A 25,316-nucleotide genomic window follows, 5' to 3' on the forward strand; every position below is an offset into this window, starting at 1 on the left:
CGGTCCATTTGGCGTCGCCCTCTCATGCGCTCAGCCGCTGCAGCTTTTCCGCCGGCATGATCGGATAGACCGCACCCTTCGAGCGGACGGCAAACATCCTTCGGCCGCCGACCTCGATCTCCTCGCCATGCTCGACCAATTCATACATGACCGGCCGCGCCAGCAGCGCCTCCAGCCGTCCGCGCACCAGCACATAGGGTTTCAGGCCGCCGGTTGCCTCCTCGTCGACAAAGCGCAGCGGATGCTCCGGCCCGGCCTCGACCACATCGCCGACATTGGTACGAAAGGTGATGACCTGGCCATCGCCGGTGCCGCAAACATCCATCTCGACGGCTATGAAGGGCGCGTCGACCACGCGGATGCCGACCCTTTCCACCGGCGTCACCAGGTAGGTCCTGCCGTCTTCGTCCTTGCGCAGCACGGAGGAAAACAGCTGCACCAGCGGCATGCGGCCGATCGGCGTGCCCTGGTAGAACCAGGTGCCGTCCTGCCGGATCTCCATGTCGAGATCGCCGCAAAAGGCCGGATTCCAACGATCCACCGGCGCCGGCCCGTTGCCCGCGCGGGCGGCACGCGAGATCAGCGCCTCCAGTCCGCGCGCCTCGGTCGCTGCCGTCAAACTTCCTTCACGATCGTCGGCGCGTTCTGTCATGGTCACGAAATAGTCACTGTTGTTCCGCTTGTCAGCCTAAGTCAGTGATTTAAGTTCAAAGACGGGCGCCACGCGAGGCCGAATCGCGGCACTCTGTGGCGTCGAAGCTGCAAGCCGGTATTTCCAACGAGAAGGATCGATGCTGCATGAGCGTGATGATCAAGGAAAGCCCGATCAGCGAAGAGGACATGATCGCCCTGGCCGAGACGGCGCTGGCCGACATTTCCAGGGTTCGCGAGGGCGTCGGCCGCGTCATCTTCGGCCAGGAAAGCGTCGTCGAACGCACGCTGGTGGCGCTGCTCGCAGGCGGCCATGCGCTGCTGGTCGGCGTGCCCGGCCTCGCCAAGACCAAGCTGGTCGAGACGCTGGGCATCGTGCTCGGCCTCGATTCCCGCCGCATCCAGTTCACGCCCGACCTGATGCCGTCCGATATTCTCGGCTCCGAGGTGATGGAGCAGGACGAATTCGGCAAGCGCTCGTTCCGCTTCATCTCCGGGCCGATCTTCGCGCAACTGCTGATGGCCGACGAGATCAACCGCGCCTCGCCGCGCACCCAGTCGGCGCTGCTGCAGGCGATGCAGGAATACCACGTCACCATTGCCGGTGTCCGCCATGACCTGCCGGCGCCCTTCCACGTGCTGGCGACGCAGAACCCGCTGGAGCAGGAGGGCACCTATCCGCTGCCCGAGGCGCAGCTTGACCGTTTCCTGATGCAGGTCGACATCCTCTATCCGGAAATCGAGGCGGAGCGCCGCATCCTCCTGGAGACTACCGGCATTGAGGACGCCAAGGCGCACAACGTGTTGCAGCCGGCGCGGCTGAAGGAGATCCAGACCCTCATTCGCCGCATGCCGGTGCCGGAAAGCGTCGTCGAGGCGATCCTCCAACTGGTGCGCTCGGCGCGCCCCGGCCAGGGCAATGCCGAGACCGACAAGCACGTCGCCTGGGGCCCGGGCCCGCGCGCCAGCCAGTCGCTGACACTGTGCGCCCGCGCCCGCGCCCTTTATGACGGACGGCTGGCGCCGTCGATCGACGATATCAGAGCGCTGGCCGAGCCGGTGCTGCAGCACCGCATGGCGCTGACGTTTGCCGCCCGTGCCGAGGGCACGACCGTGCGTGACGTGGTGGCGAAACTGGCAAAAGGCATCTGATGGCGCGTATAGGCGAGGCCCAGGCTCCGGCGGCGACGCGTGACGCGCTCGCCCGCGGCCGGTTGCGGGCATCGCTGGTGCCGGACCTGCTGGTCGAGGCGCGTCGCATCGTCAACACGGTGATCGCCGGCTGGCACGGCCGCCGCAAGCGCGGCATCGGCGAGAATTTCTGGCAGTTCCGGCCCTATGTCGAGGGCGACTCCTCGCGTATCGACTGGCGCCGCTCGGCCCGCGACGACCACATCTATGTGCGAGACCGCGAATGGGAGGCCGCCCATACGGTGTGGCTGTGGGCAGACCCCTCGCCTTCCATGCTCTACAAATCGACCGGCGCCACCGTCTCGAAGGAGTCCCGCGCGCTGGTGCTGGCGCTGGCCATGGCCGAGCTTCTGTCGCGCAGCGGCGAGCGCATCGCCTGGCCCGGGCTGACCGATCCGTTCACCGCCCGCAACGGCGCCGAGCGGATCGCAGCACAACTCAGCCATGCCGGCGAATTGCCGGCAAAGCCCGACCTGTCCGCCATCCGCCGCTTCTGCGACATCGTCATCGTCAGCGACTTCCTCGATCCGGTCGAGGACACTATCGCCTGGCTTGACGTGCTCGCCCGCCACGGCGTGCGTGCCCATCTGATCGAGGTCGCCGACCCGGCCGAGGAGAGATTCCCCTATGCCGGCCGCACCGAATTCACCGATCCCGAGACCGGCGACAAGCTGACCGCCGGCCGCGCCGAAACGCTGGGCGATGACTACCGACTGCTTTACATCGCCCGCCGCCAGGAACTGACCGACTGGTGCAAGCGCCTCGGCTGGAGCTTTAGCGTCAACCACACCGACCGCCTCGCCTCCGATGCGCTGGTGCGTGTCCACATGGCGATGACCGTCGATGGCAGCTCAGCCGGGAGGATCCGCGCATGAGCTGGCTGCCGCTCTCCTTCGGAGCGCCGATGGTGCTGTGGGGCCTTCTGGCCCTGCCGGTGATCTGGTGGCTTTTGCGGTTCACCCCGCCCAAGCCGCAAACTGAGGTCTTCCCGCCGCTGAAGATCCTGGCCCGCGTGCTGAAGCGCGAGGAGACGCCGCAACAGAGCCCGTGGTGGCTGACGCTGCTCAGGCTGCTGATGGCGGCCCTTATCGTTGCGGCGCTGGCCGAACCTGTCTTCAACCCGCGTGAAAGACTGCCGGCCGAGGGCACCGCTCTTGCGTTGGTCATCGACAATGACTGGGCAAGTGCCGCCGACTGGGGCCAGCGCGTCGCCACTGCCGAACGGCTGATCGCCGATGCCAGCTCCAACGACGTGCCTGTCATCATCGCCTTCACCGCCGAAAAACCGAATGCCGAGATCGGCCCGTTCGACGCCGCCACCGCGCTCGACCGGCTGCGCGCGGCAAAGCCGCGGCCGATCCCGACCGACCGCCCGGCCGTCTATGCCCGCGTCGCGACAACCCTGGAGAGCTTGCCGGGCGCCAGCGTCGCCGTGCTCGCCGATGGTCTGGCAGCGGAAGGCGACGAGGCCGCCTTCAACACGCTTCTGTCGAAGAACGCCGCCCGTGTCGTCTGGGCCGCCTCCGACCGGCCTGGCCTGATCGGCCTGACCGGCGCCGACAACCAGGTGGACGGCTTCGAGCTGACCGCCATCCGCGCGCCGGGCGATCCGGCGCCGGCTCAGGTGACCGCCGGCGCCTTCGACGACAAGGGCCGCCGCATCGCCGACGCCACGCTGACCTTCTCGCCGGGCGAATCCACCGCCACCGGCACGATGGCGGTGCCTTTCGAGCTGCGCAACGACTTCGCCTCGATCACGCTCGACGGTCAGCGGCAGGCCGGCGCCGTTCGCGTGCTCGACGAGAGTTCCAAGCGCCGCCGCGTCGGACTGCTGTCGCAGGCCGAAGCCGACCAGGCGCAGCCGCTTCTGTCGCCGCTGTACTACATCCGCCGCGCGCTGCAGCCCTTCGCCGATCTGGCCGAGCCGTCGAGCGCCGACCTTGCCGACGCCATCCCGCAGCTCCTCGACCAGAAGCCGGCGATGATCGTCATGGCCGATGTCGGCACCATTCCGCAGCAGGTGCGGCAAAGGCTGGTCGACTGGGTCGACAATGGCGGCACGCTGGTGCGATTCGCCGGCTCGCGGCTGGTCGCCGCCGGCAATGATGACGACCTGCTGCCGGTCAGGCTGCGCACCGGCGAGCGCTCGCTCGGCGGCGCGCTGTCGTGGACGACGCCGCAGCCGGTCACCGATTTTCCGAAGACCGGCCCCTTCGCCGATCTCGCTCCACCGGCCGAGGTCACCGTCACCAGGCAGGTGCTGGCCGAGCCGACGCCCGATATCGTCGAGCGCAGCTGGGCCACGCTTGCCGACGGCACGCCACTGGTGACCGGGATGAAGAAGGGCAAAGGCACGCTTGTCCTGTTCCATGTCACGCCGGAGGCGACCTGGTCGAACCTGCCGATCTCCGGCAGTTTCGTCGAGATGCTGCGCCGCATCGTGCAACTGTCGCGCAACCAGGGTGCGGCGGTCGCCAATGCCGAAGCCGCCGCCGCCTCGCTGGCGCCCTACCGCATGATATCAGCCGATGGCACGCTGGTGCCGCCGACGCCGGATGCACGGCCGCTGGTGCCGGGTGCCGGCCCGCTGCCGGTGACGTTCGAGAATCCGCCCGGCCTGTATGGCTCCGACACCGGCGTCATCGCTCACAATCTGCTCAATGCCGAAAGCCGCTTGGCGCCGCTGGTCCGTCCTCAGATCACCGTGCCGGTCACCACCGTCCAGTACGCTTTCGACGAATCGCACAATTTGAAGGGCCCGCTGGTGGCGGCAGCTCTCCTGCTGATGGTCCTTGATACGCTGGCGGTGTTCTGGATGGGCGGCCTGTTATCGCGCCGGCCGCGCCGCGCCGGCACGGCCGCCGCAACCACCGCCGCCCTGCTGATTACGCTCGGCGCCCTGGTCGGCCACACCGACATCGCCCGCGCCGACGATGCCAAACCCGGTGATGAGCGGGCGATCGAGGACATTTCGAAAACCCGGATCGGCTATGTGCAGACCGGCGACCGGAGCGTCGATTCGATCAGCCAGGCCGGGCTGGAGGGCCTGACCCGCTTTCTGATCGAGAAGACCGCGCTTGAGCCGGGGGCGCCGGCCAGCGTCGATATCTCGAAGGACCAGCTTGCCTTCTATCCGCTGATCTACTGGCCGATCGATCCTGCCGCGCCGATGCCGAGCCAGGCCGCGATCGCCCGCGTCGACGCCTATATGCAGCAGGGCGGCACGGTGCTGTTCGACACGCGCGACCAGTTCGCCACCGGCATCGGCGCGGAGCAGGCCAGCCCGGCGACGGAGCGGCTGCGCGACATCCTCGGCAACCTCAACGTGCCGGCGCTGGAGCCGGTGCCGTCGGACCATGTGCTGACCAAATCCTTTTACATCCTGCCTGAGTTTCCCGGACGCTTCGCCGGTGGCCCGCTCTGGGTCGCGGCGTCGCTCGAAGCCAGCAACACCGAGAACCGCCCGGTACGCACCGGCGACGGCGTCTCGCCGATCATGATCACCGCCAATGATCTCGCCGGCGCCTGGGCGGTCGACGAGAATGGCGACCCGCTTTTGCCGACCGTGCCGTCGGATCCGATGCAGCGCATTTATGCGCTGCGCGGCGGCGTCAACATCATGATGTACATGCTGACCGGCAACTACAAATCCGATCAGGTGCATGTGCCGGTGCTGCTCGAACGGCTGGGGCAGTAAGCCATGAACTTGTCGCTCGCCTTCGAACCGCTCATCTCCTGGCCGCTGCTCGGGCTGGTGCTGGCGCCGCTGTTGCTGCTGGCATTGGTCGGCCTGTGGTTCCGCCAGCGCGGCGCGGTCTTCCGTTTTGCCGCCCTGCTGGCGCTGACTGCTGCCCTGCTCAACCCGGTGTTGCTCGACGAAGAGCGCGAGGCGCTGAAAAGCGTCGTCGCCGTCGTCGTCGACCGCAGCCAGAGCCAGGACATTGGCGAGCGCACCAGGCAGACCGACGAGGCGCTGGCCGGGCTTCAGCAGCGCCTCGGCCGCTTCAAGCAGTTCGACGTCCGCGTCGTCGAGGCCGGCAAGTCGGAAGCCGCCGAGGAGCGCACCGAAACGCGGCTTTTCGGGGCACTTGAGAGCGCTTTCCGCGACGTGCCGCCTTCGCGCATCGGCGGCGCCATCATGATCACCGACGGCGAGGTGCATGACGCCCCAGGCGGAACGCCCGACTTCAACGCCCCGCTGCACGCGCTAATCACCGGCAACGACCAGGAAAAGGATCGCCGCATCCGCTTCGAGAATGCGCCGCGCTTCGGTCTGGTCGGCAAGCCGCTCGAAATGACCTATCGCGTCATCGGTACCAACAACGAGGCCGGCTCGGTCGATGTGCGCGTCTCGGTCAATGGCGAGCAGGTCTCGGTCGAGCGCGCCACCATCGGCCAGGCCATGCCGCTGCAGGTGACCATTCCCGGCGCCGGCCGCAACATCGTCGAACTCGCCATCGATCCCGAGCCCGACGAACTCACCGACACCAACAACCGCGCGATCGCGCTGATCGACGGCATCCGCGAGAATTTGCGCGTGCTGCTGGTCTCCGGCGAACCGCATGCCGGCGAACGCACCTGGCGCAACCTTCTGAAATCCGACGCCTCGGTCGATCTTGTCCACTTCACCATTCTGCGGCCGCCGGAAAAGCAGGACGGCACGCCGATCAACGAATTGTCGCTGATCGCCTTCCCGACGCGCGAACTGTTCGTCGAGAAGATCAAGGATTTCGACCTGATCATCTTCGACCGCTACCAGCACCGCGACGTGCTGCCGGTCCTCTATTACGACTACATCGCCGAATATGTTGAAAAGGGCGGCGCGCTGCTGATCGCGGCAGGACCCGAATATGCCGGCGAAAGTTCCATCGCCCGCACGCCTTTGATGTCGGCGCTGCCGGCGATGCCGACCGGCGAAGTCGTCGAAAAGGCCTTTTATCCGCGCCTCACCGAGCTCGGCCAGCGCCATCCGGTGACGCGCGGGCTTGACGGCTCCGCCACCGAGCCGCCGCACTGGAGCCGCTGGTTCCGCACCATCGGCGTCGAGAACCCCGGGGGCGAGGCGGTAATGAAGGGCGCCGACAACCGTCCGCTGCTGCTGCTCGACCGCAAGGGTGAAGGCCGCGTCGGCATGTTTTTGTCCGACCAGGGCTGGTTGTGGGCGCGCGGCTTCGAGGGCGGCGGCCCGCATGTCCAGCTCTATCGCCGCATCGCCCACTGGCTGATGAAGGAGCCCGAACTCGAGGAGGAGCGGCTGACTGCCGACGGCCGCGGCATGATGCTGGAAATCCGCCGCCAGACGATGAGCGACGATCCCGGCCCGGCGCAGATCATCACCCCGTCCGGCAAGGCGATGACCGTCAAGCTCGAGAGAGCCGAACCCGGCGTCTTCCTCGGCAGCATCGAGACCAGCGAGATCGGCCTCTATCAGGTCGGCAATGGCGACCTGAAAGCGCTTGCCCATGTCGGCCCGGTCAACGCACCGGAATTCACCGACGTCGTCTCCACCGAGAACCGGCTGAGAGCGCCGGCCGAGGCCACCGGCGGCAGCGTGCGCCGGCTGGCGCAATCGTCGACCCTTGGCAATCTCGCCGGCGGCGTGACGCTGCCGTCGGTCGTCCCGGTCCGCTCCACGGGCGCGGCGGCCGGCAACGACTGGATCGGCCTGCGCACCACCGACGACAGTGTGCTGAAGGCCGTCTCGCGCGTGCCGCTGTTCGGCGGGTTCCTCGGCCTCGGCCTGCTGCTGCTGGCATTGGGCTCGATGTGGTACCGCGAGGGGCGGTAGCGACGCCGATTTTCCTTCTCCCCTTGTGGGAGAAGGTGGCCGAGCCCACGGGTCTTGCCTCCGGCAAGCCCGAGGACAGGCTCCGCTCGGTCGGATGAGGGGTGTTCCAGCTTGGCAGCGACGGCACTCCGTCCAGCACCCCTCAACCGTCTTGGCGCTGCGCGCCAATCCACCTTCTCCCACAGGGGGAAGGGAAGCGGGCGCGCTACTCCTCCGGTTCCGTCGTGAACATCAGCGGGTAGCCCTTGGCCTTGCCGGCATCGGTCGCCCGAGTCGCCTTGGTCTCGGCGACGTCCCTTGTGAAGACGGCGACGACGCAGACGGCTCAGTCGCCGGGGCCAGCAAACAAAATGAGATTTCCGTCTGGATCCATAACAATGAAGTTTCTGGCACCCCAGGGTTCTTTCCTGAGGACTTAGTGAAAGGGCACCCCTGCGGCCTGAAAATTCAGAAAGAGCTGTTTAATCTCGTCTGCAGTATCGACTGTGATCCCGGCGGAGAGCAGGTGTTCACGTTGCCGTATATCGCCAACGAACACAGGTTCGCAAACCAGCCTCAGCGCGAGTTGCGCATTGTCACGTGTCACCTGTCCGTAAAATGCCGGGTCGCCGTAAACAAAGTCGACTCCGAAGCCGAGCTTGGTGGTGAAGAATTCGAACGACGCTTTGATGTCGGTGACGAACAACTGCGCTGAGGTTGAACTCAGAACGGGTGCAGGTACGGTCTGTTTTTTCTGATCTGTCATGGCTGGGGCTCCTGTCTTGAGCGCCTGCCATCCCTCGAACCCCGATTGACGCGCGATCAGTTCCTGCGCGTCGCTGAGCTTGAAATTTGCTTCCAGTACCTGATTGTCATCGAGATGCTGGAAGCGTGGCAACGCAGCCCTGATCTCGGCTGCGACCGGATAGTACCGTTCGCGGTGCCACCGCAATATTGCTTGGCCTGCTTTTTGAGGTTTTCGAGATTCGGCATGGGCGCAACTGTGGTTACAGTATAGGCGGGCATTGCCCTTTCGACGTTACACCGATGCGCCCTACGCAGCGCTGCGAACGTGCCTCGGCGATGAGCAGTTGTCAGTCACCGCACTCCGTCCAGTACCCTCAACCGTCTTGGCGCTGCACGCCAATCCACCTTCTCCCGCAGCAAGGGGAGGAGGGGAAGCCGGCACTACTCCTCCGGTTCCGTCGTGAACATCAGCGGGTAGCCCTTGGCCTTGCCGGCATCGGTCGCCCGTGTCGCCTTGGTCTCGGCGACGTCCCTGGTGAAGACGGCGACGACGCAGACGCCGCGCTGGTGCGCGGTGATCATCACCCGCCGAGCCAGGTCCTCGCTCAGCTTGAACTCGCCCTTGAGCACCGTCACCACGAACTCGCGCGGCGTGAAATCGTCATTAAGGAGGATGACCTTGTAGAGCTTCGGCCGTTCGATCTTCGGCTTCGTCTTGGTGCGGGGTTTGGTGACGATCTCAGGCATCGGAACCGGCAACTGCGCGCAAGAATTTCGCTTTTATCCTGACATGAACGAAAGCAATCGTCCATTTTGAACCGCCCGCAAACCGCCTTCCTAGCGGGGCGCCGCCGTTCACAAGTCCATGCCTTATGTGGGACCGCCGCTAAGCCGCGCAGAGACCGCGAAGAAACGATACGGGCCGTTTCGTTTAGAAATAGCTACCGCCGCAACACCGCCGACAACACATCCCTGATGCCGATGGCGCCGACGAAGCGCGACTGGTCGTCGAACAGCGCCACCGGTGCGGTCTGCGAGCGGTGCATGGCCAGCATCACCGTCTTCAGCGAGGTGCCGGGATTGGCCCAGAATACCTGCGTCGTCTCCTCCGGCTGCGCCTCGACATCGGCGCACGACACCCAGAACGCCGGCTTGCCATCGCGCTCGGCCGCCGCCACCAGCCCGTGCTCATCGATCTTGAAACGCGTCGTCTTGCGGCGGTCGAGCCACACCCAGCCGTCCTCGCCGTGGTCGAGATCACGGCGGTCGCGCATCACGTTCCAGGCAGTCAGCACCGAGAGCGGATTCACATTGGCGATGAAGTCGCGGACATAGTCGTTGGCGGGGCGCAGCACGATGTCTTCCGGCGCGCCGGTCTGCACGATGCGCCCGCCTTCCATGATGGTGATGTGGCTGCCGATCTTCAGCGCCTCCTCGAGATCGTGGCTGACGAAGACGATGGTCTTCTTCAGCTCGGCCTGAAGCTGCAGCAATTCGTCCTGCAGCTTGGTCCGGATCAGCGGGTCGAGCGCCGAGAACGGCTCGTCCATCAGCAGGATCGGCGCTTCGGTGGCAAACGCGCGCGCCAGCCCGACGCGCTGCTGCATGCCGCCGGAAAGCTCGTGGGCGTATTTCGACGCCCACTGGTCGAGGCCGACGAGCTTCAACTGGCGGTCGACGCGCGCCTTGCGCTCGGCTTCGGGCACGCCGGAAAGCTCGAGCCCAAAGCCGACATTTTCCGCGACGGTGCGCCAGGGCAGAAGGCCGAACTGCTGAAACACCATGGCGACCCGCGTCTGTCGGATGTGGCGCAGCGTGGCGGCGTCGCAGGTTGCGACATCGACCATGCGGTCGCCGTCCTTGACCATGACGTTGCCGCGCGCCGGCACGTTGAGCAGGTTGACGGCGCGCAGCAGCGTCGATTTGCCGGAGCCGGAGAGGCCCATCAGGACGGAAATCTCGCCCTCGTTGACGGTCAAATTGGCACCGGCGCAGCCGAGCACGGCGCCGGTCTTCTCCAAAATTTCCTGACGCGTTGCGCCCCTGTCGACGAGCGCCAGCGCTTCCTTGCGCGCCGCGCCGAAGACGATGTCGACATTCTTGAAATCGACCGCAGCGCTCATTTGGCGGCTCCCGTGCCGATGCGGCTGATGCGGTCGAGGATGATGGCGAGCACGACGATGGCGAGGCCGGCTTCGAGGCCGAGCGGGATGTTGACCGAGTTCAGCGCGCGCACCACCGGCTTGCCCAGGCCGTTGGCGCCGATGAGCGCAGCGATCACCACCATGGAGAGGCAGAGCATGATGCACTGCGTCAGGCCCGCCATGATGGTCGGCAGCGCCGCCGGCAGCTCGACTTTCCACAGCAGCTGGCGTTTCGTCGCGCCGAAGGCTTCGCCGGCCTCGATCATCGGTTTCGGCACCGAGGTGATGCCGAGATGCGTCAGGCGGATCGGCGCGGGAGCGGCGAAGATGACGGTGACGATGAGGCCGGGTGCGATGCCGAGGCCGAAGAGAATGAGCACCGGGATCAGGTAGACGAAGGTCGGCATGGTCTGCATCAGGTCGAGGACCGGCTGGAGATAGCGGTAGCCGCGCTCGTTATGCGCCGCCCAGATGCCGATCGGCACGCCGATGGCCATCGAGGCCGCAGCGGCGCCCACGACCAACACCAGCGTCTCGACGGTTTCCTGCCAGAGATCCTGGTTGACGATGAAGAGCAGGCCGAGCGCGACGGCAAGCGCCAGCTTCCATGATTTCTGCAGGTACCAGGCAAGCCCGGCTATGGCGGCGACCAGGAGGACCGGGGGGACGAGCAGCAAAAGATCGACGAGCCCGTCGAGAACGACGGTGAGCCCGTCGGCGATACTGTCGAAAAACCACTCGAAATTGGTGGTCAGAAAGTCGAAGAAGGTCTTGCCCCACCGCCCGATCGGGATCTTGAAGCTCGAAATCAGTTGCGAAACCGGATCCATGGCAAATGTCCCCTCATTCTTCTTCACCTCTCCCCTGACGGGGTGGGCCGAACCGCGCAGCCGAGCCGGGTGGGATGGTCACGGTTATGCTCCGTTCCGAACCATCCCAACCGCGGCGCGTGCCGCGCCGAACCTCCCACACGGGGGAGGTGTAAGTTTGCTACGAACCCAGTGCGGTTTTCACCGCGGCCGCGGCGTCGCCGCCGTCGAAGGTCGTCACGCCGGCGAGCCATGGCGTCATCGCGTCCGGATTGGCCTTGAGCCATTCGGTGGCCGCGGCTTTCGGGTCGGCGCCGTCATTGAGGATCGCACCCATGATCTCGTTTTCCATCTTGAGCGAGAACACCATGTTCTTGAGCAGCGCGCCGACGTTCGGGCATTCGGTGGTGTAGCCGGCCCGGACATTGGTGGCGACGGTCGCGCCGCCGAAATTCGGGCCGAACACCTCGTCGCCACCCGACAGATAGGCCATCTTGATGTTGGCGTTCATCGGATGCGGCTCCCAGCCGAGGAAGACCACGTCTTCGCCCGATGCGGCCGCCTTCTGCACCGCCGACAGCATGCCGGCTTCGGAGCTTTCGACAAGCTCGAAATCCTTCAGGCCGAACTTGTCGGCGGCGATCATGTCGAGGATCAGGCGGTTGCCGTCATTGCCGGCTTCGATGCCGTAAATCTTGCCGTCGAGCTTGTCCTTGAATTTGGCGATATCGGCGAAATCCTTCAGACCGGCATCATAGGTGTGCTGTGGAACGGCGAGCGTATATTTCGCGCCTTCCAGGTTGGTCACGACCGTCTCGACCGACTTGTCTTCGAGATAGGGTTTTATGTCGGCTTCCATGGTCGGCATCCAATTGCCAAGGAAGACGTCGACGTCCTTGTTCTTCAGCGAGGTGTAGGTGACCGGAACCGACAGCACCTGCACGTCGGGCTCGTAGCCGAGCGCTTCGAGGATGACGCTGGCGGTAGCGGTGGTGGCGGTGATGTCGGTCCAGCCGACATCGGCAAAACGCACCGGCTTGCAGCTTTCCGGCTCGGCGGCGAGTGCACCGCTCGCCGAAAGAAATGCCGCCAGACCGAAGCCGGCGGCGAGTAGTTTCATACGCGACATCTGTATTCTCCCATTGTGATCTGTCGGCGAAGCGAAATTGCGGATTTGTCTCCGCCTTGTTTCGTCAGCCAAACACCATTCTGGTGCGGTTTCAAGCGATAAGACAATCGCGATCAACGGCGCGGGCTGGCCGACCAGCGACAGATTCGCCGCTTTTCCGGTGGCCAGGCGCTTTTCCGGTGGAACGTCGGGACGCCCCCCCCGCGTTGGGACAACTCGGCTTAAAGAGGCGGCATGGCCAAGCTGTACTTCCACTATGCGACGATGAATGCCGGCAAGACGACGATGCTGCTGCAGGCCTCCTACAATTACCGCGAGCGCGGCATGATGACGATGCTGTTCGTCGCCGGCCACTACCGCAAGGGCGACACCGGGCTGATCTCGTCGCGCATCGGCCTGGAGGCGGAGGCTGAGATGTTCCGCGACGGCGACGACCTGTTCGCCAGGGTCGCCGAGCATCACGACCACACGACCGTGCATTGCGTCTTCGTCGACGAGGCGCAGTTCCTCGAAGAGGAGCAGGCGTGGCAGCTTGCCCGCATCGCCGACCGGCTGGACATCCCGGTGATGTGCTACGGCCTGCGCACGGATTTCCAGGGCAAGCTGTTTTCCGGCTCGCGCGCGCTCCTGGCGATAGCAGACGATCTGCGCGAGGTGCGCACCATCTGCCGCTGCGGCCGCAAGGCGACGATGGTCGTGCGCCTCGGCGCGGACGGCAAGGTGGCGAGACAGGGCGAACAGGTGGCGATCGGCAAGGATGTTTATGTCTCGCTCTGCCGCCGCCATTGGGAAGAGGAAATGGGCCGCGCCGCGCCCGACGATTTCATCGGCTTCACCAAGGCCTGAGCAGCGCCGTCGGCGACGCTGCCGATCTCCCCCCTTGCGGGCCCTTGCGGGGGAGATCGGGTGCGGCTTCGGCTTTTCGCCAATCACCAGCGGTGGAAGGCAGGCCGATGGGGTCGGGTTTTGTTTGAGGTATCGCGGCATCTTCCGCCTTTCCTTCCCCCCTTGCCATACATATATTCGCGGCGTTCGCGACACGAACAATTGCCGAAGCGGGAGGCTCCTATGGCGACATTGCAGAATTTCGATGCCGAAATTGCCAAGACCAATCAGGTCGTGCAGGACATGCGCACCAAGATCGAGCAGTCCGGCGCCGTGCTCGACACGCTCGCCAGGACCGACAGGAAGATCGGCGACGCCAATTTCGACCTCGAGAATGCCCGCATCGAGGATGTGCTGAAGCAGCAGAAGGTGATGGAAGGCAACATCGCCGACCTGATCATCGGGCTGGAGGACGCCACCAACGTCTTCGGCGCCGAATTCGAGAGCATGAAGAACTACACCGGCTGGGAAAGCTTCGTCGGCATATTTTCCGACCAGAGCAAGCAGCGCATGCGCACCGACCGCGTCCGCAACATGTCGCTGGCCGGCAATCTGCAGGAGCTTCTGGCGAAATCCGACACCATCGTCGGCATCCTCAAGGCGCAGAAGCAGATCCTCGACCAGCGTTACAAGACCTCCGAGGCCAGCCTGTCGCAGGTGATCGAGCGCCGCAAGGCAACCATGTCGAATCTCGAGACCGTGCAAAAGCGCATCGAGGAGCTCAATCCGATGCTGCTCGACATCGAGAACAAGATCGCCGCCTCGACCAGCCAGAAGGAGCGCACCGAGCTTGAGGGCGAGCGTTCGAAACTGGCAACCGAGTACAACGAGAAGCAGGCCAAGGAGCAGGAACTGCTGGCCGAAAGCCAGACGCTGGAGCGCTACACCTCGATGTTCCAGACCTTCGTCGATTCGCTCAACAACCAGATCGCGGCGCAGTCGACGCTGATCAACAAGCTGACCATCGATACCGAGCAGCGCATCGTGCTCTACAAGGCCCTGGAAGATTCGCTGAAGACCGCCGCCCAGCAGGACGTCGCTCACAAGATCAACACGCTGGGCAGCCAGGTCGACAACACCGCCGAGGAAACCATGGCCGGCATCGGCGCGGCCTCGCAGAAGCACATTGGCGATCTCCTCGAAATGCACGAGAAGAACATGGTGGCGACCGCCGACATCCAGCGCCGCAAGAAGCTGGCCGACGATGCCTTTGCCCGCCGCTTCGACGACGTGCTGAAAAAGCACAATGCGGCAAACTACGTGCAGTCGTAATTGCTGCATATCTCCCAAGGGCTGGCTGCATGACCCCCGAAAACGAAGCCGCAACGCGGTATTTCTCGGCGATCACCGCGGCACTCAGCGGCCTCGAAGTGTTCATGCGCGACGATCGCTCGCCGCTCTACCGGCACGGCATCGTCGCCAAGATCGTCGCCGAATACATTGCGCGGCTCGACAACTCGTTTTCCTGCTGGCGCAACCGGCTGGGCTTCATGGAGACATTCCGCATCTCGCGCGCCGAAAGCGGCTTTCCGGTCTTCCAGAACGTGCTCGAACTTGAAAACGACCGCCGCCAGGCCAATACGCGTCTCGCCAACATACCGCTGGCCGACGAGTTGCGCGAGGAAATGGCCGACTTCATCCTGCGCCACAAGGAATTCCCCGAGGCGCTGCAGAAGTCGATGGCCGAGCGGCTCTATCTGGAAGGCGTCAGGAGCGAGACGACCTTCGGGCCGTTCACCTTGGCGCAGACGGCAAAAGTCTCGGTCAATCCGAAGACCAGGCGGCCTTACTACCTCGCCCATTGGGCAGCCTTCGACGGCAGCGCCAACCTGCCGCTGGTCTACATGGTGACGGTCGAGGATTCCTCCGAAGAGATGATCGGGCAGCTTGTCGACCGAAATGGCAAGCTCAACGAAAAGGTCGACATTCCGCTTCCGGTTGAAGGACTGCTCAATCCCGAGCTTGCCCACCGCTTCGACGACTTCACCGAGAAGAACTCCGCCTATACTCTGTCGCCGGCTACGATCGCGGTCAACCTCGACAAGGATTTCGAGCAACTCCACCCCAAGCAGCTGCGCCGCGTCGTGCTCGGGCCTTTCTATTCGGCCGGGATCACCGACAACAATTCGACGGTGACCGACATTCTGGACAAGGTGCGCAAGCCGGAAAACGCCTGGCTGCTGACCTGGACCATCCAGGAGGTTTATTCGAAATCCGAAAAGCCAGGTCGCAAGGGGTTGTTTTCGAGCGAGAAGGCGACGCAGGAATTCTTCATCGACACCGACGATCTGGAGGCGGCGCGACAAGGCGTGTCGAGCTACGAGAAGCACGCGCTGATCCCGCATGAGGCCTATCAGGCGCTCTACGCCGCCGGCGAGGCGCAGAAGATCTTTTCCGGCTACAAGGTCCACATCCTGTCCAAAGGACAGGTCATCAGTGACGTCTGACAGTCAAACCGCGGAGCATCCTTCATGGACACCGGCCTGACCACGATTTCGGAAGCGGCAATCGAAAAGCACCGCGCCACCGCGCAGAGCTTCATCACCCGCATCGTCGTGCTGGAGGACCCGTCGCGGGAATCCGGTACCGCACTGGCCGGCACCAACCGCCGCTTCGTCTCGACCGTCTCGGTCGGCTCGGTGCGCCGCACGCGCGAGGTCGAGCTTTCCAAGACCGTCGCCGCCGTCCATCCCGACGACCAGCTGCTGAGCATTGCACAGCACATGCTGCTTTATCGCACCCGGCGCGGGCTGGCGATCGCGCTGGCCATCGCCGATGTCTTCGCCGAAGGCTCAGATCTCGAGAGCCTGAAGGCGAAAAACGCCCGCGCGCCGCTCGAAGGCGACGAGGCCGCCGCCTTCAAGAAGCTGCTGTCGGCCTCGGCCTATATTTCGGCCTTCAGCCTCGCCTCCTATCTGTTCCAGCTGATCGACAGCGACGGCGAGGCGCCGAACGACACGCCCGAGCCGGACTTTTTGTTCGACACGCCGCAGGACGCGGTGAAATCGATCGTAGCCGGCCTCGACAGGGCAATAGCAGGCGCGAAGGACGACGCCGATCTGATGACCCGGGCGCGCGCATTCGCCCGTGTCGTCATCGACGGGCTTTTGGCGCGAAAGGGCCGCTTCGACGGCATTGGTCCGTTTGAGAATGCGCATATCCGCATCGACGTCGACGACTTCACCCTCGACGGCTTCGACGTCGCGCCGGGCAAGCGGTCGAAGCCGCTGGTGATGACCTTCAAGAAGCCGGAAGAGGTCGTCGGCAACCACATCGCCAAATACCAGTCGGTCAAGCTCGCCAAGATGCTGATGGCATACGATTTCGAGCGCGAGCTGAACCCGTTTGTCGAGCTCGGCGGCTTCCTGTTCACCTTCATCGGCGACGGCGCGCCCGGCACCGGCAAGACGACGCTGATCCAGATGATCGCCGGTCTCGTCAACGGCTACTGCCAGGTCGCCGGCTATCCCTTCGCCTACGAGAATTTCGGCGTCGACCAGATCTCCTCCTACCAGGGCAAGTCGGGCCAGAACTGCCGCCAGTTCATCAACAATGTGCTGAACTCGCGCGTCATCGGCTTCGGCACCCTCGACGATATCGACCAGGTGGCGGCCCGCCGCTCCGACGATCGCGCCTCGGCCGGCCAGCAGGAAATCACCGGCGTCCTGATGGACGCATTCGGGGGTGCGGCCACGGTGGTGCGCGGCAACTGCTCCTTCGGCATGTTCTCCAACTATCCCGAAAACGTCGACGACGCGCTGCGCCAACGCGCCGGCGCCCGCTGGCTGGTCGATGGGCCCCAAACGCGCGACGACTATATCGACATCTTCGTGCTGCTCGCCGGCAAGAACCACAAGATCCCGCTCGGCGACCACAAGCTCTATGCCGCCCAAGAAATCCAGCGCGCGGTGATGGAGGCCTATGAAGAGCACGAGAAGCCCAGGGAAGACGGGCTGATGAAGGTCTATGAGCGCTACATGAAGGAGAACGGCGCGCCGAAGTCGATGGCCGACATCGGCACCTATCTGCACATGATCAAGGAGGCCGAGCCGCGCTTCACCGGCCGCGCCATCAAGAATGTCACCGATGCGATCAAGATGCGCGCCATGGACATCGAGTTGCCGGACGAATGGTTCGAGAGGCCTGAAGTCTTCATGCACAAGAGCTACGACGACAAGAAGGCGATGATCGAGGAACTGCGCGGCCCGTTCTCGATGGACATGGTCATGCAGGAGGTCAACCGCTACGCCGACTCGGAGTTCCGCTATTCCGACAAGTCAGACGACGCCGCAGTGACCAAGATGATCCGCGACACCCGCCTGCGCGACCGCGCGGTCCGCGAGATCGAGGAGCTGAAGAAGAAGGGCCTGTGGAATGCGTGAGACGCGCCGACGCTCCCTTCTCCCCTTGTGGGAGAAGGTGTCGCCGAAGGCGACGGATGAGGGGTGCTCCAGCTTGGCGCCGATGGCGCTCCGTCCAGCACCCCTCATCTGTCTCGGCGCTGCGCGCCGATCCACCTTCTCCCACAAGGGGAGAAGGGATGCCCGCGCCCCTCATCCGCCCTTCGGGCACCTTCTCCCCGTGAACGGGGAGAAGAGATAGATGAGCCCCGCCAGGAAGTCCGACCTTTTGCGCGAGAACGAGCTGATCTATGGCCGGCTGCTGACCATCGACGAGCCACATCTGATCCAGCGCTACAACAAGGCTTTGGTCGCCTTCGGCCTGAAGCCGACGAAGCTGAAGAGCTTCGAGATCGACCGCACCGGCTTCTCGCCGCAAGTGGCCGAGGAATGCGGCGACTACAGCTACCTCGATCCCAACGAGATCAATCGCCGCTTCATCCTCCTGACGCCGTCGCAGGTCGACCTGCCGGTGGTCCACACCGCCTTTTCCAACACCTCGCAGCTGATGTTCGAGTTCATGTCGACGAACCAGCGCGCCATCGACGCGCTGACCATCAAGGATGTCATCTACGGCGAGATCGAGGATTCGGTCCCCAAGGTCGACGACATCGAGGACCTGCTGTCGATCAACCAAGTCGAGTTCAAGGTGCTGTCGGCGGAGGACGTGCTCGGCAAAGCCGCCGAACTCGGCAAGCTCGTCGACCGGTTGAAGCAGGAGCCGGACGCCTGGCGCGACAGCGCCATGCTCACCCGCATGGTCGAGCTTGCCAAGATCTGCGGCGACATCCGCGAGAACGCGCTGGTGCCGGATCAGGTGATCTTTCGCCACAGCGCCTATTGGACCAGCCATTTCGGCGGGCTCTATGTGTTCATCGACCCCGACATGACGACGGTGATCAGCGACCCGGCAGCACCCGGCTTCCGCCGCTCGCGGCCGTGGCAGGTGAGCTACCTCTCGATCAATGATGCCGACAGGGTGTTCAAGTTCCTTGCCGCGACCGGCCGCATCGAACTGCCGCGGGCCTCGTGGATCGAAACATCAGGCTATCTCGAGCACCGCGCCGAAATGGTGGTGCGGGCGCTGATCCGCGACGCCGAGCCCGACCGCAACCTGACCGACGTCGACAAGGTCTGGCTGCAGACCTGGATCCACAGCCATGCCGACCTGATCACCAGGGACGGAAATTTTCCCTTTCTCAACGCCGCCAAGCGCGAGATCGCTCACCTCGGCTATCTCAAGATCGAGGACGTGTTCCCGCAGCAGCGTTTCCTGACGATCCGGGCCAAGCCCGGACATCCCGACGCCTGGCTGACCAACCAGTTGATCTCGGATTTCGTGCCGCAGGACTTCGTCTCGCGCTACGTCTTCAACAAACCGGGTTTTTACAGGGACTATGACGGCTTCAGCGACGCTTGGCGATCGCATGTTGTGGACGTTCTGAAAACCACATATCTGAAAGACAAGGTGGCGTTTCGCACACGCCTCTACGGCCTTACCGATTGAATGCCTAACCTTATCGAATACTTGGCTGACTGACGAGGGGTGACATCGCCATGCTTGATCCGATCGTGAACTTCTTCACACGGATGTTCCAGTGGATCGGCCGCGGCATCGGCTTCGCCGTCGGCGTGATCCTGTGGCCGTTCCTGTGGGCCGGGCGCTGGTATACGCAGCGCGGCTGGATCCTGAAGGCGGTGCTCGGCCTCGCTCTGCTCATGCTGATCGGCCTCTACGGCTATTTCATCTGGAACACGCAGGTCTGGAGCAATTTCAATCCCGCCTATGCGGAAGCATATAGGTTCACGCAGCCGGCCGGAACCACGCCGGCACAGCCCGCTCCTTCCGCCACCGGGGAAACCGCTGGCGTCGAGGGAGAGGTCAAGACCTGCACCCACTCGGCCATTGTCCAGGTTACGGCCGATCTCATCGATTTCAACGTCAACAAGAATGCCTGGATCTCGTCGATGATACTCTACAAGCTCGGGCTCTTCGGCATGGACTGGGACCGCACGCCGTTTCTCGACAACAAGGCCTCCTTCCAGCGCGGGGTCAATCAGGCCATCCGGCGCACCACGGTCGAGCTTGTCGACACGCTGGGCCGCGTCCGCGGCACCAGCCAGATCGACCAGAACCTGCAGGATGCGCGCGGCGCGATCACCTTCGACGAGGAAACCTGGTACTTCGGCCTCAGGCCCTTTGGTCCGAAAACCCCGACGCCGAGTTTCTATCGCACGGCGGCGAGCAGCCTTCGCGCCTTCAACGACCGGCTCATGAAATGCGAGGTTGTCTTCAACGCGCGCGCCGACAATCTGTTGCAGTTCGTCGACCGGATCGCGAGTGACATAGGCTCGACGTCGGACCTGATCCGCGACCGCTCGCAGAACTTCAACAGCGGCTGGTTCGACACGCGCGCTGACGACCGCTTCTGGTTCGCCTACGGCCAGCTCTACGGCTATTACGGCATCCTGACGGCGGCGCATCACGATTTTCAGCAGATCCTCGACAATCGCGGCCTCACGCCGCTGTGGAACAGCGTGGAAGGCCAGCTCAAGGCAGCGCTCGCCATCCAGCCTCTGATAATCTCCAACGGCCGCGAGGATGGCTGGATCATGCCCACCCACCTCACCACGATGGGTTTTTATGTGCTTAGGGTTCGATCGAACCTCGTCGAGGTCAGGTCCGTCCTGGATCGGTGAAGCAAGCGAATGGTGAAAGACGCCTTGGCTTGAATCACCGCTGGCCCTGGTCGAGATCGGCAACGTCCTGTCGCAGCAGTTCGGCTGCGCATCTCCGGGAGCGGAACCTGATCGTCTCGCCGTCGTTCAACCGTGGGCGGCAGCCAGCGAGGACACGCGATGGATATCCGCGAAATTGCTCGAAATCTCTATGCCACGATCGATGCGCGGGACTGGGATAGACTGGCCGGTCTGGTCTCTCCGGATCTCGCCGTTCACCTCGCCAGCGCCAATCCGATCGGCTTTGATGACTGGCGAAAATCCCTGACCGAATTCTTTGTTGGTTTCCCGGACGGCCATCACGTCATCGACGACTATGTCGGCGATGCCGACAGGGTGGTCACGCGCGGTCGCTTTCAGGGCACGCACACCGGCACCTTCCACGGCGTCGCACCGAGCGGAAATTGCGTCTCGGTTGGTGTGATTAACATTGATCGCGTCGAGAACGGCATCGTGGTCGAACATTTCGGCCAGCTTGACGGCTTGGGGCTGATGCACCAGATCGGCGCATTCTAGCGCCACCGCTCGAAGCGCCGACCGGCGTTCCAACCCTGTCGCATTCCGTGCATTCCGCGGCTGTTTTGAGACGGCAGGACGGCGCGTGCTCTGGCTTCTATACGGCGCGACAACCCGCGAAGATCCGGGTCAGGTCGACCAGGAGCCGTCTTTCTCTATAGGAAACATAGTTGCATGCAAGTTGACGCCACGGCAGCGACAGGGGTAGAACGTGCCCTCGCCTGCAGCGCCAGGCTGTTCCGAACAGGCTTGCGACCACACTGATCAAACCCGTCCCCTCCACCGTCCAATCCAGAGGAAAGCCGCCATGGCCGAAGTGAAGTCCGACATCGAGATCGCGCGCGCCGCCGACAAGAAGCAGATCCAGGCGATCGGCCAGAAGATCGGCATTCCAAGCGAGCATCTTTTGCCTTACGGCCACGACAAGGCGAAGATCTCGGCCGAGTTCATCAAGTCGGTGAAGGCAAACAAGGACGGCAAGCTGATCCTCGTCACCGCCATCAACCCGACGCCGGCCGGCGAAGGCAAGACGACGACGACGGTGGGCCTCGGCGACGGTCTCAACCGCATCGGCAAGAAGGCCATCGTCTGTATCCGCGAGGCCTCGCTCGGGCCGAATTTCGGCGTTAAGGGCGGCGCTGCCGGCGGCGGCTATGCGCAGGTCGTGCCGATGGAGGACATGAACCTCCACTTCACCGGCGATTTCCATGCCATCACCACGGCGCATAATTTGCTTTCGGCGCTGATCGACAACCACATCTACTGGGGCAACGAACTCGGTATCGACATCCGCCGCGTCGTCTGGCGCCGCGTCATGGACATGAACGACCGCGCACTGCGCGAGATCATTTGCTCGCTCGGCGGCGTCGCCAACGGTTTTCCGCGCGAGGGCGGCTTTGACATCACCGTCGCCTCGGAGGTCATGGCGATCCTGTGCCTCGCCACCGACCTGAAGGATTTGGAAAAGCGCCTCGGCGACATCATCGTCGCCTATCGCCGCGACAAGTCGGCCGTCTATGCCCGCGACCTCAAGGCCGACGGCGCCATGGCCGTGCTGCTCAAGGACGCCATGCAGCCCAACCTCGTGCAGACGCTGGAGAACAACCCGGCCTTCGTCCATGGCGGCCCCTTCGCTAACATCGCGCATGGCTGCAACTCGGTCGTCGCCACCACGACGGCGCTGAAACTTGCCGACTATGTCGTCACCGAAGCCGGTTTCGGCGCCGATCTCGGTGCCGAAAAGTTCTTCGACATCAAGTGCCGCAAGGCCGGCCTGAAGCCGGCGGCCACGGTCATCGTCGCCACCGTGCGCGCCATGAAGATGAATGGCGGCGTCAAGAAGGAAGACCTCGGCAAGGAGAACGTCGAGGCGGTGAAGAAGGGCTGCGCCAATCTCGGCCGTCACATCGAGAATGTCAGGCAGTTCGGCGTGCCTGCGGTGGTCGCCATCAACCATTTCTATTCCGACACCGACGCTGAAATCAGGGCGATGAAGGACTACGTCGCCTCGATGGGCGAAGAGGCGATCCTGTGCAAGCACTGGGCCCACGGCTCGGCCGGCATCGAGGAACTCGCCAACAAGGTGGTGACACTCGCCGAATCCGGCTCCTCGCAGTTTGCGCCGCTCTATCCCGACGCCATGCCGCTGTTCGAGAAGATCAACACCATCGTCCAGCGCATCTATCGCGGTTCCGAAGCGATCGCCGACAAATCGGTGCGCGACCAGCTCCACGCCTGGGAGCACGCCGGCTACGGCAATTTGCCGGTCTGCATGGCCAAGACGCAGTACTCGTTCTCGACCGATCCGAACCTGCGCGGCGCGCCGACCGGCCACACCGTGCCGGTGCGCGAGGTCAGACTGTCTGCCGGTGCCGGCTTCATCGTCGTCATCTGCGGCGAGGTCATGACCATGCCCGGCCTGCCCAAGGCGCCGTCCTCGGAGAAGATATTCCTCAACGAGATGGGCCAGATCGAAGGCCTGTTCTGAGGGCTCGCTGCCCCTCACCCTTGCCTCAGCTTCGGCGACTGGCTGATCGACCAGCGCGTCGACCAATTCTCAATGTCGGCGCCGCCCCTCATCTGCCTGCCGGCATCTTCTCCGTGAACGGGGAGAAGGGGCTGGCCGCAACCTCGGCACGCATTCTGCAACGCTGTAGATTGGCGAAATCGGCGATGACGGCATCTTTCTCCCTTTCACTACACGGGGAGAAATGCCCGGCAGGGCAATGAGGGGCGGCGCTGATTTCAACAATTGTCCTTGGTTAAGGAACGCGGGAGACGCCTGAACATCTAAGTTCGCCTAAGCGGCGTTGCGTGCCAGCGCGCGCTGGTTGGAGGCGTAGGGCGTATCGCGCTCGGGCAGCACGCCGGTCTTCAGGCAGTCGATCCATTCGGCGGTCTTGAGAACGGCGGCGAAGCGCGACTGCAGGACAACCGTCACCACGCGATGGATGTCCTCGGCCGAGGCGTAGCCGGCGCTGTTGGCATAGGGCAGCGACCCCGTTGCATCCGACAGGAACTCGACCGCAAAGCCCATATGGACGGCGTGGATGACCGTCGACAGATCGCAATTATGCGTCATGTAGCCGATGACCGTAATCGTATCGATAGCGTTGGCGCGCAGCCATTCCTCGAGGTCGGTGCCGGTGAAGGCGCTTGGCAAGGTCTTTTCGATGTAGTGGTCGCGGTTTCGCCTCGCGATCTCGGGATGCAATTCTGCGCCATGGCTGCCCTTGGCGAAGACCGGTGATGTTTCCGGCGCCAACTGCTTGACGACCACCACCTTGACGCCTGCCTCGGCGGCCGCGTCCATGGCGCGCGCCACATTGGCGACGGTGTCGCGGAAGGGCGGGTGCTTGATGGCGAGATTGCCGCCGTCATAGTCGTTCTGAACGTCGACGACGATGAGGGCACGGCGTGGCGCTTTGCCTTTGGCTGAGTCCGACATGGAGTTTTCCTTTCCCGTTGACATTGACGGGTCGAGGATAGACTCGGCATCGGTCCGCAAAAGTGTCCCGATTGACATAGTTCGAAATAATTGGGACATTCGGGTCCAACGCCTCATTGGTGCTCATCATGGCCGATCCGATCGTTGCCGCCATCGCCTTCGATGGCATCAGCCCGTTCCACCTCTCCGTGCCCTGCCTTGTATTCGCAGAGGATCGCACGACGCTCGGCCTGCCGCGCTTCGAGTTCCGGGTCTGCGCGATTGAGGACGGGCCGATCCGCACCGATGCGGGGCTGACCATCAGCGTCCCGCACGGGCTTTCCGCGCTTGATGACGCCGACATCGTCATCTTGCCCAGCTGGAAGAACCTCGAAGTCCCACCGCCGGCGGCACTGATCGAGGCGCTGCGTCGCGCGCACCGGCGCGGCGCGCTGATTGTCGGATTGTGCTTGGGAACGTTCGCTGTTGCGGCGACCGGCCTGCTTTCGGGGCGGCGAGCCGCGACGCACTGGGCTTTTTCCGACCAGCTGCAGGCCCTCTATCCCGACATTCTCGTCGAGCCGGAGATGCTCTACATCGACAATGGCGATGTCGTGACCTCGGCCGGTGTCGCCGCCGGGCTCGACTGCTGTCTCCACATCATACGGGCTCGCTATGGCGCGGAGGCGGCACTCCGGCTTGCCCGGCAGATCGTGCTTTCTCCGCATCGGCAGGGCGGGCAGGCGCAGTTCATAGAACGTCCAATCGCCAGGACCGGCAATGCCGACCGCTTCACCCAGGCGCTCGACACCGTGCGCAAGACGTTGCACGGGACGCACAGCCTCGACAGTGTCGCCGCTACCGCCGGCCTCACCCGCCGGACATTCACGCGCCGGTTCCAGAAAACAATCGGCACCAGCTTCGGCGACTGGCTGACCGACCAGCGCGTCGCGCTGGCGCAGCGGCTGCTGGAAGTAACGGAAAAATCGATGGACACGGTTGCCTTCGAGGCCGGGTTCGGCAGCGCCACCTCGCTGCGCCAGCATTTTTCGGCGCGGCTCAGGACCACGCCCGCGCAGTACCGGCGCGAATTCTCGAAGAACGTTCAGGAGCGCGTGGCGCAGGCGCCGAGGTGAGGCAATCGCTTCAGGTCTGGCGCTGCCCCTCATTGCCCTGCCGGGCATTTCTCCCCGTATAGTGACGGGGAGAAAGACGCCGTCTCCGACGATTTCGCCAACTGTCAGCGTTGCAAAAGGGGTGCCGAGGTTGCGGCCAGCCCCTTCTCCCCGTCACCATACGGGGAGAAGATGCCGGCAGGCAGATGAGGGGCCGCGCCGACGCCGATTGCCATCCAACAGGCTGTCTTTTCTCTGCTCTCTATCCTGCGCTCGCTTCGGGCCACGGTGATCCGT

Annotated in this window: 19 protein-coding genes and 2 pseudogenes; 13 read left to right on the forward strand and 8 right to left on the reverse strand. The window is 64.0% G+C overall.

What is annotated here, in order from left to right; translation table 11 throughout:
- Positions 1 to 22: 22 nt before the first annotated feature.
- The gene (locus tag AC0L2M_RS13415) at positions 23 to 652 is read right to left on the reverse strand and encodes a DUF1285 domain-containing protein (RefSeq protein WP_023799948.1); all 630 of its coding nucleotides are present in this window, start codon (positions 650 to 652) and stop codon (positions 23 to 25) included.
- 146 nt (positions 653 to 798) lie between these two features.
- Between AC0L2M_RS13415 and AC0L2M_RS13420 the strand changes: the two genes are divergently transcribed.
- From AC0L2M_RS13420 to AC0L2M_RS13435, 4 genes are read left to right on the forward strand one after another with little or no spacing between them, the layout of a single operon-like run.
- On the forward strand, positions 799 to 1,803 hold the full coding sequence (locus AC0L2M_RS13420; protein WP_473535090.1) for an AAA family ATPase: 1,005 nt from the start codon (positions 799 to 801) through the stop codon (positions 1,801 to 1,803).
- Positions 1,803 to 2,717, forward strand: a complete 915-nt coding sequence (locus AC0L2M_RS13425; RefSeq protein WP_128174427.1) for a DUF58 domain-containing protein — start codon at positions 1,803 to 1,805, stop codon at positions 2,715 to 2,717. The genes AC0L2M_RS13420 and AC0L2M_RS13425 overlap by 1 nt, the downstream gene beginning before the upstream one ends.
- A complete protein-coding gene (locus AC0L2M_RS13430; RefSeq protein WP_128169701.1) occupies positions 2,714 to 5,539 on the forward strand; it encodes a DUF4159 domain-containing protein in 2,826 nt (941 codons plus the stop codon). The genes AC0L2M_RS13425 and AC0L2M_RS13430 overlap by 4 nt, the downstream gene beginning before the upstream one ends.
- Before the next feature lie 3 nt (positions 5,540 to 5,542).
- Positions 5,543 to 7,630: a membrane protein gene (locus AC0L2M_RS13435; protein ID WP_023799952.1), complete on the forward strand. Its 2,088-nt coding sequence runs from the start codon at positions 5,543 to 5,545 to the stop codon at positions 7,628 to 7,630.
- Between the two features lie 205 nt (positions 7,631 to 7,835).
- Here AC0L2M_RS13435 and clpS (AC0L2M_RS13440) read toward each other — a convergent pair.
- From clpS (AC0L2M_RS13440) to AC0L2M_RS13465, 6 genes and pseudogenes are all read right to left on the reverse strand, one after another.
- Positions 7,836 to 7,952, reverse strand: a pseudogene (clpS, locus tag AC0L2M_RS13440) (ATP-dependent Clp protease adaptor ClpS); the annotation flags it as partial.
- A gap of 3 nt (positions 7,953 to 7,955) precedes the next feature.
- Positions 7,956 to 8,602 (reverse strand): annotated as a pseudogene (locus AC0L2M_RS13445) (VOC family protein).
- 195 nt (positions 8,603 to 8,797) lie between these two features.
- Positions 8,798 to 9,103, reverse strand: coding sequence for an ATP-dependent Clp protease adapter ClpS (gene clpS / locus AC0L2M_RS13450; protein WP_473535091.1), 306 nt, complete (start codon positions 9,101 to 9,103; stop codon positions 8,798 to 8,800).
- Positions 9,104 to 9,297: 194 nt separating this feature from the next.
- Positions 9,298 to 10,479, reverse strand: a complete 1,182-nt coding sequence (choV, locus tag AC0L2M_RS13455) for a choline ABC transporter ATP-binding protein (protein WP_023799955.1) — start codon at positions 10,477 to 10,479, stop codon at positions 9,298 to 9,300.
- Entirely contained in the window at positions 10,476 to 11,330 is an 855-nt protein-coding gene (gene choW / locus AC0L2M_RS13460; RefSeq protein ID WP_023799956.1) for a choline ABC transporter permease subunit, read from the reverse strand. Before choW ends, choV begins: the two co-directional genes overlap by 4 nt.
- A 160-nt stretch (positions 11,331 to 11,490) precedes the next feature.
- Positions 11,491 to 12,438 carry a choline ABC transporter substrate-binding protein gene (locus tag AC0L2M_RS13465; protein WP_023799957.1) on the reverse strand — a complete coding sequence of 316 codons (948 nt, stop codon included), beginning with the start codon at positions 12,436 to 12,438 and terminating at the stop codon, positions 11,491 to 11,493.
- Positions 12,439 to 12,672: 234 nt separating this feature from the next.
- Here AC0L2M_RS13465 and AC0L2M_RS13470 point away from each other — a divergent pair, with 234 nt between their 5' ends.
- The 8 genes from AC0L2M_RS13470 to AC0L2M_RS13505 all read left to right on the forward strand — a co-directional run bounded on the left by AC0L2M_RS13470 (position 12,673) and on the right by AC0L2M_RS13505 (position 22,965).
- Positions 12,673 to 13,284, forward strand: coding sequence for a thymidine kinase (locus tag AC0L2M_RS13470; RefSeq protein ID WP_128169406.1), 612 nt, complete (start codon positions 12,673 to 12,675; stop codon positions 13,282 to 13,284).
- A gap of 222 nt (positions 13,285 to 13,506) precedes the next feature.
- Positions 13,507 to 14,595, forward strand: coding sequence for a hypothetical protein (locus tag AC0L2M_RS13475; protein WP_023799959.1), 1,089 nt, complete (start codon positions 13,507 to 13,509; stop codon positions 14,593 to 14,595).
- Between the two features lie 29 nt (positions 14,596 to 14,624).
- Positions 14,625 to 15,770 carry a hypothetical protein gene (locus AC0L2M_RS13480; protein ID WP_287227521.1) on the forward strand — a complete coding sequence of 382 codons (1,146 nt, stop codon included), beginning with the start codon at positions 14,625 to 14,627 and terminating at the stop codon, positions 15,768 to 15,770.
- Between the two features lie 24 nt (positions 15,771 to 15,794).
- Complete coding sequence (locus AC0L2M_RS13485) at positions 15,795 to 17,705, forward strand: AAA family ATPase (protein ID WP_473535092.1); 1,911 nt, start codon at positions 15,795 to 15,797, stop codon at positions 17,703 to 17,705.
- 220 nt (positions 17,706 to 17,925) lie between these two features.
- The gene (locus tag AC0L2M_RS13490) at positions 17,926 to 19,230 is read left to right on the forward strand and encodes a DUF6638 family protein (protein WP_287227527.1); all 1,305 of its coding nucleotides are present in this window, start codon (positions 17,926 to 17,928) and stop codon (positions 19,228 to 19,230) included.
- A 50-nt stretch (positions 19,231 to 19,280) separates the two neighbouring features.
- On the forward strand, positions 19,281 to 20,423 hold the full coding sequence (locus tag AC0L2M_RS13495) for a DUF2333 family protein (RefSeq protein WP_473535093.1): 1,143 nt from the start codon (positions 19,281 to 19,283) through the stop codon (positions 20,421 to 20,423).
- A gap of 132 nt (positions 20,424 to 20,555) precedes the next feature.
- Positions 20,556 to 20,978 carry an ester cyclase gene (locus tag AC0L2M_RS13500; RefSeq protein WP_473535094.1) on the forward strand — a complete coding sequence of 141 codons (423 nt, stop codon included), beginning with the start codon at positions 20,556 to 20,558 and terminating at the stop codon, positions 20,976 to 20,978.
- Positions 20,979 to 21,285: 307 nt separating this feature from the next.
- On the forward strand, positions 21,286 to 22,965 hold the full coding sequence (locus tag AC0L2M_RS13505; RefSeq protein WP_023799967.1) for a formate--tetrahydrofolate ligase: 1,680 nt from the start codon (positions 21,286 to 21,288) through the stop codon (positions 22,963 to 22,965).
- A 312-nt stretch (positions 22,966 to 23,277) separates the two neighbouring features.
- Here the strand turns inward: AC0L2M_RS13505 and AC0L2M_RS13510 are convergent, their stop codons facing one another.
- Positions 23,278 to 23,925: a cysteine hydrolase family protein gene (locus tag AC0L2M_RS13510; RefSeq protein WP_287073632.1), complete on the reverse strand. Its 648-nt coding sequence runs from the start codon at positions 23,923 to 23,925 to the stop codon at positions 23,278 to 23,280.
- A 128-nt stretch (positions 23,926 to 24,053) separates the two neighbouring features.
- On the opposite strand from AC0L2M_RS13510, the gene AC0L2M_RS13515 reads away from it, so the two are divergent.
- The gene (locus tag AC0L2M_RS13515) at positions 24,054 to 25,040 is read left to right on the forward strand and encodes a helix-turn-helix domain-containing protein (RefSeq protein WP_473535095.1); all 987 of its coding nucleotides are present in this window, start codon (positions 24,054 to 24,056) and stop codon (positions 25,038 to 25,040) included.
- Positions 25,041 to 25,316: the final 276 nt, after the last annotated feature.

It is taken from the genome of Mesorhizobium sp. WSM4806, from assembly GCF_055811635.1.

Bases quoted from the DNA above. Each gene is read 5' to 3' on its own strand.
- AC0L2M_RS13415 (WP_023799948.1), bottom strand. From the start codon at position 652: ATGACAGAACGCGCCGACGATCGTGAAGGAAGTTTGACGGCAGCGACC.
- AC0L2M_RS13420 (WP_473535090.1), top strand. From the start codon at position 799: ATGAGCGTGATGATCAAGGAAAGCCCGATCAGCGAAGAGGACATGATC.
- AC0L2M_RS13425 (WP_128174427.1), top strand. From the start codon at position 1,803: ATGGCGCGTATAGGCGAGGCCCAGGCTCCGGCGGCGACGCGTGACGCG.
- AC0L2M_RS13430 (WP_128169701.1), top strand. From the start codon at position 2,714: ATGAGCTGGCTGCCGCTCTCCTTCGGAGCGCCGATGGTGCTGTGGGGC.
- AC0L2M_RS13435 (WP_023799952.1), top strand. From the start codon at position 5,543: ATGAACTTGTCGCTCGCCTTCGAACCGCTCATCTCCTGGCCGCTGCTC.
- clpS (WP_473535091.1), bottom strand. From the start codon at position 9,103: ATGCCTGAGATCGTCACCAAACCCCGCACCAAGACGAAGCCGAAGATC.
- choV (WP_023799955.1), bottom strand. From the start codon at position 10,479: ATGAGCGCTGCGGTCGATTTCAAGAATGTCGACATCGTCTTCGGCGCG.
- choW (WP_023799956.1), bottom strand. From the start codon at position 11,330: ATGGATCCGGTTTCGCAACTGATTTCGAGCTTCAAGATCCCGATCGGG.
- AC0L2M_RS13465 (WP_023799957.1), bottom strand. From the start codon at position 12,438: ATGTCGCGTATGAAACTACTCGCCGCCGGCTTCGGTCTGGCGGCATTT.
- AC0L2M_RS13470 (WP_128169406.1), top strand. From the start codon at position 12,673: ATGGCCAAGCTGTACTTCCACTATGCGACGATGAATGCCGGCAAGACG.
- AC0L2M_RS13475 (WP_023799959.1), top strand. From the start codon at position 13,507: ATGGCGACATTGCAGAATTTCGATGCCGAAATTGCCAAGACCAATCAG.
- AC0L2M_RS13480 (WP_287227521.1), top strand. From the start codon at position 14,625: ATGACCCCCGAAAACGAAGCCGCAACGCGGTATTTCTCGGCGATCACC.
- AC0L2M_RS13485 (WP_473535092.1), top strand. From the start codon at position 15,795: ATGGACACCGGCCTGACCACGATTTCGGAAGCGGCAATCGAAAAGCAC.
- AC0L2M_RS13490 (WP_287227527.1), top strand. From the start codon at position 17,926: ATGAGCCCCGCCAGGAAGTCCGACCTTTTGCGCGAGAACGAGCTGATC.
- AC0L2M_RS13495 (WP_473535093.1), top strand. From the start codon at position 19,281: ATGCTTGATCCGATCGTGAACTTCTTCACACGGATGTTCCAGTGGATC.
- AC0L2M_RS13505 (WP_023799967.1), top strand. From the start codon at position 21,286: ATGGCCGAAGTGAAGTCCGACATCGAGATCGCGCGCGCCGCCGACAAG.
- AC0L2M_RS13510 (WP_287073632.1), bottom strand. From the start codon at position 23,925: ATGTCGGACTCAGCCAAAGGCAAAGCGCCACGCCGTGCCCTCATCGTC.
- AC0L2M_RS13515 (WP_473535095.1), top strand. From the start codon at position 24,054: ATGGCCGATCCGATCGTTGCCGCCATCGCCTTCGATGGCATCAGCCCG.